Origin of the sequence: Caulobacter sp. AP07, from assembly GCF_000281955.1 — a bacterium.
In the GTDB taxonomy this organism is placed as follows: domain Bacteria; phylum Pseudomonadota; class Alphaproteobacteria; order Caulobacterales; family Caulobacteraceae; genus Caulobacter.
The window spans coordinates 1-7608 of sequence record NZ_AKKF01000022.1; the positions used below are offsets into that span (position 1 = coordinate 1).

9 protein-coding genes are annotated in these 7608 nt (G+C 67.3%); all 9 read left to right on the forward strand.

The window, feature by feature from the left end; all coding sequences use genetic code 11:
• On the forward strand, positions 1-1090 hold a 1090-nt coding region (locus PMI01_RS02185; protein ID WP_007662406.1), incomplete at its 5' end, for an ATP-binding protein.
• A 732-nt stretch (positions 1091-1822) separates the two neighbouring features.
• Positions 1823-2074, forward strand: coding sequence for a helix-turn-helix domain-containing protein (locus PMI01_RS02190; protein ID WP_007662408.1), 252 nt, complete (start codon positions 1823-1825; stop codon positions 2072-2074).
• Positions 2075-2321: 247 nt separating this feature from the next.
• Positions 2322-2669 carry a TrbC/VirB2 family protein gene (locus tag PMI01_RS02195; RefSeq protein WP_007662409.1) on the forward strand — a complete coding sequence of 116 codons (348 nt, stop codon included), beginning with the start codon at positions 2322-2324 and terminating at the stop codon, positions 2667-2669.
• The gene (locus PMI01_RS02200; RefSeq protein ID WP_007662411.1) at positions 2669-2932 is read left to right on the forward strand and encodes a VirB3 family type IV secretion system protein; all 264 of its coding nucleotides are present in this window, start codon (positions 2669-2671) and stop codon (positions 2930-2932) included. The genes PMI01_RS02195 and PMI01_RS02200 overlap by 1 nt, the downstream gene beginning before the upstream one ends.
• A 5-nt stretch (positions 2933-2937) precedes the next feature.
• The gene (trbE, locus tag PMI01_RS02205; RefSeq protein WP_007662413.1) at positions 2938-5397 is read left to right on the forward strand and encodes a conjugal transfer protein TrbE; all 2460 of its coding nucleotides are present in this window, start codon (positions 2938-2940) and stop codon (positions 5395-5397) included.
• A complete protein-coding gene (locus PMI01_RS02210; RefSeq protein ID WP_007662415.1) occupies positions 5387-5671 on the forward strand; it encodes a hypothetical protein in 285 nt (94 codons plus the stop codon). The genes trbE and PMI01_RS02210 overlap by 11 nt, the downstream gene beginning before the upstream one ends.
• Positions 5668-6396: a hypothetical protein gene (locus PMI01_RS02215; RefSeq protein WP_007662417.1), complete on the forward strand. Its 729-nt coding sequence runs from the start codon at positions 5668-5670 to the stop codon at positions 6394-6396. Before PMI01_RS02210 ends, PMI01_RS02215 begins: the two co-directional genes overlap by 4 nt.
• Positions 6393-6623 carry a hypothetical protein gene (locus PMI01_RS02220; RefSeq protein WP_007662419.1) on the forward strand — a complete coding sequence of 77 codons (231 nt, stop codon included), beginning with the start codon at positions 6393-6395 and terminating at the stop codon, positions 6621-6623. Before PMI01_RS02215 ends, PMI01_RS02220 begins: the two co-directional genes overlap by 4 nt.
• Before the next feature lie 6 nt (positions 6624-6629).
• Positions 6630-7608 (forward strand): P-type conjugative transfer protein TrbL (gene trbL / locus PMI01_RS02225; RefSeq protein WP_007662421.1); only part of this gene is annotated, 979 nt, incomplete at its 3' end.

Sequence of the window (7608 nt, forward strand, 5' to 3'; positions counted from 1 at the left end):
GGCTGTCGCCCAAGCCATGACCCCGCGCCCGAGCCTCAAGCGCAAGGTCGCGCTTTACATGGCGCTGGTCGCGCTGGGCGGGCTGGCGATATCGGTCGTCGGCTGGACAGTGCTCTACGGCCTGTTCGTCGAGCCCGAACTCAACGCCAAGGGCGGGGCCTGGACCTTCCACGCGATCGACTATGTGGGTCTGGTGGTCTTCGCCCTGTGTTGTCTGGCGCTGGCGGCGGGCGCCGCGCGCAGCCTCAGCCGCCGGATCGTCGCCCCGGTGTCTTCCGTCGCCCTGGCCGCTCGCCGGATCGCCTCTGGCGATCTGGCGGCGCGCGTCAGCGTGGATGACAAAAGCCTGGGCGAAGTCGCCGGCCTCGCCGAGGACTTCAACACCATGGCCAACCGCCTGCAGACGCTGGACCAGGACGCCGCCTTTTGGAACGCCGCCATCGCCCATGAACTGCGCACGCCGGTCACGGTGCTGCGCGGCAGGCTGCAGGGCGTCAAGGACGGGGTGTTCAAGATGGACGAGCGATTGACCACCAGCCTGCTGGGTCAGGTCGACACCCTGGCGCGCCTGGTCGAGGATCTCAGGATCGTCAGCCTCGCCGAAAGCGGCTATCTGATCCTGCAGGCGCGGCCTGTCGCCCTTCACGACCTGGTGCGCGAGCAGCAGGCGATGATGGGCCCGGCGCTCCGCGAGGCGGGGTTCGACGTGAACTGGCGGCCAGGCCAGGCGTGGGCCCTGGGTGACGGACCGCGCATCAATCAGGCTTTCCTGGCCCTGCTCGAGAACGCCCGCCTTCATGCGACCCCGGGCCCCATCATTTGCGAGAGCGTGGCGGAGGGCGACGATGCGGTGTTCAGGGTCATCGACAGCGGGCCTGGCGTGGCCGAGGATCTTCGAACCCAAATCTTCGACCGCTTCCGTCGCGCGACGCCAGAGAGCCAAGGTTCGGGCCTGGGGCTCGCGGTTGTGAAAGCCATAGCCGAAGCGCACGGCGGTCAAGCGCGCTGCCTGTCGACGCCCGATGGCGGATCGATCTTCGAGATTCGCCTGCCGATCTCAATTTCCACAACGGTTCAGGCCGCGACATGACGGTTCGGCGGTCTCGCGCGCGGTTCGCGCCATCGGGTCCCGAGCGCATGGACTCTTTTCAGCGCGATCTGACGCGGTCGACCTGAAGGGCTCACGGCCCGATCCGCATCCGCCATGCGGATCAGGCCGTCGTCTAGGGGGCGTGTCGCCCACGAAGCCGCCCACGACGATGGGACTTGTCGGCTCGGCGGGCGTCGCCTCGCCACGCTGAGCTCTTCGGCGAGAGGAGGGTTTTTGTCCCCTCGGTGGGGTAGGGCTTGGCGTCGTCGATCACGCTAAGGTTTAGTGCGGCCCGTTGTCTCCCGGCCTCGATCGGCCCGGAAATCGGGTGCTGGTCAGAACGTATGGCATCGGCGCGTGATGTCCTGGGTCGAGGGTTGAACCTGGACTAGATGGGTCAGTTTTCGCGATTTGGCGTCGAATGGGAAGTATGGTCCTTCAATTTATTGCAAGCCATTCTCATATATTAGTATATTGAAATATAAAATGAATTTTATGATTTTCCGCCAATTCTGACATTTGAGAGCTATTCTCGAAAAAGCTCGTGCGATTGCACTTTTCAGTTGCCAGGCGGTCGCAACTGTTTACTTTTAGTTGAATATGGCCGGTTTCCTCGCCACGGGCCGATCCGGCATGACAAGTGTGCGCCGCTTGAGAACGGTCTGTGCTTTGCGTGCGCGGAAAAGGGCCTGAACGGACCGGCTGCGACCTGCAGTTGGAGTTGCTTGGTCTATGTCCAGCGTTCTTACCCCGCGGCTGCGCGCGTGCCTGGTTCTCGCGCGCGATGGGCTCACCGCCATCCAGATCGGAAACGCCCTCGGGCTGTCCTATAGAACCGTCAACCAGTATCTCTCCGAGGCCTACAAGCGCCTGGGCGCGCGTAACCGCGCCCAGGCGGTCTCGATCGCCATCCAGACCGGCGAGATCCCGGTCGCTGGTCCGCGCGGTTTGGAAGACGGCGATCCCGACACGCCGTCGTTGTGACCCGGTGCGTCCTCTTCCGATGAGGGGACGCTCATGAAGTCGTCGTTCGACCTTCGTTGTCTGACCTCGTGTTCTACAAGCGCGACAGTCATCGACGTTGCGCGCCGTTGGCCTTGGCGAGGATAGCTAGAGCATGGACAATCTCCCCCGGTATTTCTTTCACCCGTAGAACCTCACCCTGCATTTCCTCGGAATTGTACTGTCAAAATGACCTTGCCAGGTTGGTCCTCGCAACCTGGAGCCGCCGATGCCGCCCTCCCTCTACTTCTGGACAAGCTTGTCGTCCAAGACTCGGTGTCTCCTGCTGGGGCTGGGCCTCGCCCTGGTCTTGGCCCAGCCCGCCCTGGCGGCCGGAAGCGGCGGCGGCATGCCCTGGGACAACTGGCTGACCTCGATCGCCGACTCGATCACCGGGCCGGTGGCCAAGGCCATCGGGGTGATCGCCATCGCCATCACCGGCCTGGGCGTGGCGATCTCCGAAGGCGGCTCCTGGGTGCGCAAGGGCATGCAGGTGATGTTCGCCCTCTGCATCGCCTTTAGCGCCTCGACCTTCTTCCTGGGCTTTCTGGGCTTCACCGGCGGGGCGGGATTCTGATGAGCGCCGCGCCCGACGGTTTTGAAATCCAATTCCACGGCTCGCTCTCCGAGCCCGTGACCCTTGCGGGGGCGCCGCGGATGGCCGCGATCCTGATCGGCACGCTGACGGCGGTTCTGACCCTGGGACTGCAGGCGCCGTGGATCGGCCTGCCGCTCGGCGCCCTGCTCTATGGCGCGGCGCTGTGGATGACCAAGCGCGATCCCCATGTGTTCGCCATCCTGCGCCGCCACCTGCGCCAACCGGCCTATCTGGACGGCTAGGCGCGATGCTGTTCCTCAACGAGTATCGCTCGCGCTCCAGCCGCCTGTCGGACCACCTGCCCTGGGGCCTGCTGATCGCGCCGGGCATCGTCCTCAACAAGGACGGCGCCTTCCAGACGAGCCTAGAGTTTCGGGGGCCGGATCTGGCCTCGGCCACGGCGGCCGGACTGATGGCCGCGCGCGCCCAGCTCAACAACGCCCTGCGGCGGTTGGGTTCGCGCTGGTGCCTGCACCTGGAAGCCGTGCGCTCGCCGTCCCAGTCCTATCCGGCCAGCGCCTTTCCCGACCCCGTCAGCCATCTGATCGACGAAGAGCGGCGCGCGGCGTTCGAAGCCGAATCCGCTCACTTCGAGTCGCGCTATTTCGCGACCTTCACCTATCTGCCGCCCCCCGACGCCCTTGGCCGGGCCGAGAGCCTCCTGGTGGAAAACCTTCCCCAGGGCCGCGGCGCCGAGGCGCTCTATCGACTGGCGCTCGAGGAGTTCAAGGCCACGGTCGGGGCCGTCCGCGACATTCTCGCCGGCGTCTTCCCGCTGGTCGCGCCGCTCGACGACGAGGCCACCCTCACCTATTTGCACGCCTGCGTCTCGACCACGCCCCATCGCGTGGCCCGGCCCCAGATCCCGATCTATCTCGACGCGGTCCTGACCGACGACGACTTCCAGGGCGGGCTCTATCCACGGCTGGGCGGGCACTTCCTGCGCACCATCTCCGTGCGCGCCTATCCGGCCGCCTCCTGGCCGGGGATCCTCGACCAGCTCAACACCCTGGGCCTTTCCTATCGCTGGGTGTGCCGCTTCCTGCCACTCGACAAGGAGGACGCCCGGCGCGCGGTGACCACCCTGCGCAAACGCTGGTTCTCCAAACGCAAGGGGATGCTGGCGCTGCTGAAGGAGGCCATCACCCACGAGCCTTCGCTGCTGGAGGATCCCGACGCCCTGCAAAAAACCCACGACGCCGACGCGGCCCTGGCCATCCTGGGCAGCGACGCGGCGACCATGGGCTATGTCACGCCCACCGTGACGCTTTCCGATCCCGATCCGGATCGCCTGGCGGTCAAGGTCCGAGCCGTCGAGGCCGTCGTCAACCGGGCCGGTTTCGTCACCAAGGTCGAGGACCTCAACGCCGTGGAGGCCTGGCTCGGGGGCTTGCCCGGCCAGGCCTATGCCGACGTGCGCCGGCCGATGGTCAGCACGCTCAATCTTTGCGACCTGCTGCCGGTCTCGGCGATCTGGCCAGGCCCCCTGACCAACGCCCATCTGACCGAGGAACTGGGCAAGCAGGGCCGCGCGGGCGTCCAGCCGCCGCTGATGCACGCGCGCACCAACGCCACCACGCCTTTTCGCCTGGACTTGCACCAGGGCGACGTCGGTCACACCTTCGTGGTCGGGCCCACCGGGGCGGGCAAGTCGGTGCTGCTCAACACCCTGGCCCTGCAATGGCGGCGCTACCCGGGTGCGCGGGTGGTGATGTTCGACAAGGGCCGCAGCAGCCGCGCGACCAGTCTCCTGGTCGGCGGCGGCTTCTACGACCTGGGGCCGTGGGGCGAGGACCTGGCCTTCCAGCCCCTGGCGCGGATCGATCGACCGGAAGAACGCGTCTGGGCCCAGGACTGGATTCTCGACCTCCTGATCGCCAGCGGGGTCACGACCACGCCAGCCGTCAAGGACGAGCTCTGGACGGCCCTGGCCAACCTGGCCTCGGGCCCGTCCGAGCAGCGCACCCTCACCGTGCTGGCCGCCACCGTCCAGGACCACGCCGTCAAGGCCGCGCTCAAGCCCTTCACGCTCGACGGTCCCCATGGCCGGCTTCTGGACGCCGCCGAGGAGCGGCTGACCACCCGCGACTGGCAGGCCTTCGAGCTGGGCGCCCTGATGGAGACGCCCGCGGTCCTGGGCCCGGTGCTGACCTACCTCTTCCATGTCCTGGAGCGCGGCTTCGATGGTCGGCCGACCATGATCGTCCTGGACGAGGCCTGGCGGTTCCTGGAATCGAGCGCCTTCGCCCACAAGATCCGCGAATGGCTGTGGACGGTGCGCAAGCTCAATGTCTGCGTGGTCTTCAGCACGCTCAGCCTGTCGAGCATCACCGCCAGCCCGATCGCCCCGGCCCTGATGGAAGGCTGCCCCACCCGCATCTTCCTGCCCAACCCCGAGGCGCGCACGCCCTTGGTGGCCAAGGCCTATGCGGGGTTCGGGCTCAACGACCAGCAGATCGAGATCATCGCCGGGGCCGCGCCCAAGCGCGAGTACTACTACCAGAGCGCGGCGGGCGATCGGCTCTTCGAACTGGGCCTTGGTCCGGTGGCCCTGGCCGCCGTCGGCTCAGCCAGCCCCGGCGACCAGTCCCTGATCGAGAAGGTGCTGCGGCAGGCCGGACCCGAGGGGTTCGCCGCTGGCTTCTACCGCGCCAAGGGCCTGCCCGAGGTCGGCGACTTCCTCGACGAGGCCCGCGATGCGGCCTGACCTGGACCCTACCGACGGGATCGATCCAGTTGGCGTCGCCCCGCGGGTTCGGCGCCTGGCGCGCCTGGCCTTCGTCCTATCGCTCGCGCCGGGGATGGTCCTGACCATGGTCCTGGCCCCGGCCCTGCAAGAGCCGCGTCTGCTGTTGGCCGGCCTTGTCCTGATCGCCGCGGCGATCCTGGCCCGCCATCGCCTGGTCGACCTCTTTCTGGACTGGATCGGCGCGCGTTCGGACTCGCCGTCCCCGACCTCGATCTCGGAGCCTCGCCCATGACCGCCTCGCGTCGCGACCTGATGCGTTCAGGCCTGAGCCTTGGCCTGTTGATAGGTGTTGGACTTGGGGGCGGCGGTGTGGCTCGCTCCCAGGTCACCGTCTACGATCCCGCCGCCGTCGCCCAGGCGATCAAGACCGTCTCCAATGGCCTGCAGCAGATCCAGGCCCTGCAGAGCCAGTTGACCAACCAGGCGCGCATGCTCCAGACCCTGGGCGTGGACGTCACCGGTCCCCTGCGCGACATCGCCGGACAAGCCACCGCCCTCCTCCAGCAGGCCCGAGGGCTGGGCTATCAAGCCGCCAACATCAGCCAAACCTTCGCCGATCTCTATCCAGACGATCTAAGCGGTCTTTCGGCCCGGGATCTGGCCGCGCGGCTGGCCGGCTGGAGCCAGAACAGCCGCCAGACCCTGCAGGACGCCATGGCCGTCCAGAATCAGATCGTCCAGACCCAGGGGGTGACGGGGCAGGCCGTGGCCTCGGCGGTTGGCGCCTCGCAATTGGCGGCCGGCCAGACCGCGGCCATCCAGGCCACCAATCAGCTCCTGGCCGCGCTCTCCACCCAGCTGACCCAGCTGCAGACCCTGATGATCACCCAGGCCCGTCAGGCGGAAACTTGGGAGGCCGAACGTCGCGCCGTCGTCACTAAGAGCGAGGCCGACCGTCAGCGCAATTCGGCGGTGACCCGCGGCGCGCCTCGCTTCTCGGGAGACGTCCTGCAATGACCAAAGCCCAGATCACCCCCTGGCTGGCCCTGCCGCTCTGCCTGGCCTTGGCCCTGGCCGCCTGCGGCCCCAGAGCGGGCGAGGCCAAAACCGACGTCGCGGCCAAGACGTCGGTCGCCAAGCCCAAGCGCTGCCCCGATCCTGACGTCCGCGACTCTAGCGACCCCTGCTCGGTGGCCTACGTCCAGCGCAAGCCGGGCCGCATGTCCGAACGCGACCTCCACTAGCGGCTGATGCAGACAGCCTCCCCCTCCGCCCTCGACGATTTCCTCGCGCGCTTCACCAGCCAGGTCGGAGCGGGGTTTGGCCTGATCAACGGCGACGTGCGAACGACCTTCGCGGCGCTGATCGTCATCAGCCTTGGCCTGTCGGCGCTGCTCTGGGCCGTCGACGAGAACGACAACGTGCCCGCAGCCCTGATCCGCAAGCTCCTGCTGTTCGGCTTCTTCGCCTGGCTGATCAGCAACTGGCATCCGCTGACCCTGACGGTGATCAAGGGCTTCACCGCCCTGGGCCTGAAGGCCGGCGGCGGCGCCATGAGCCTGACCGACTTCCTCAACGCCCCTTCCAAGATCGTCTGGGACGGTCTGGACGTGGCCTTCGAGCTTTTGAAGTACATCGGCCGGCTGGCCAGCGAAGGCATGGGCGTAGGCTTCTTCACCCACATCGACACCATCCTGGTCACCGTCATCGTCATCATCGGCGTGATCCTGGCCTTCGTGCTCCTGGGCGTCGAGGTCGTCGTCACGGTGATCGAGTTCTACGTGGTCACCCTCATCTCGTTCGTGATGGTGCCGTTCGGGATCCTGACCCAGACCTCGTTCCTGGCCGAGCGGGCCATCGCCTACGTTCCGGCCGTCGGCGTCAAGATGATGGCCCTGGCCATGGTCGTGTCGATCGGCGAGCAGATCTTCACCAGCTACATCGTCTCGCCCGACCCAACCTGGCAGGAAAGCTGCGGGCTCCTGGTGGCGGCCATCGTCTTTTTGATGCTGGCCTTGAAGATCCCCGCTATCGCCGCCGCGCAGATCACCGGCACGCCGCAGCTGAACGCCGGATCGGCCGCCTCGAGCGTGATGGGCCTGGCCGCTACCGCCGGGGGTCTGGCCCTGGCCGGCCGCTGGGCCATGGGCGGCATGGCCGCCGGCGCCGGGGCCAGCGCCGCCCGGGGCGCGGCCGGCTTGCGCGGCATGACCGGCGGCCGCGGGCCCT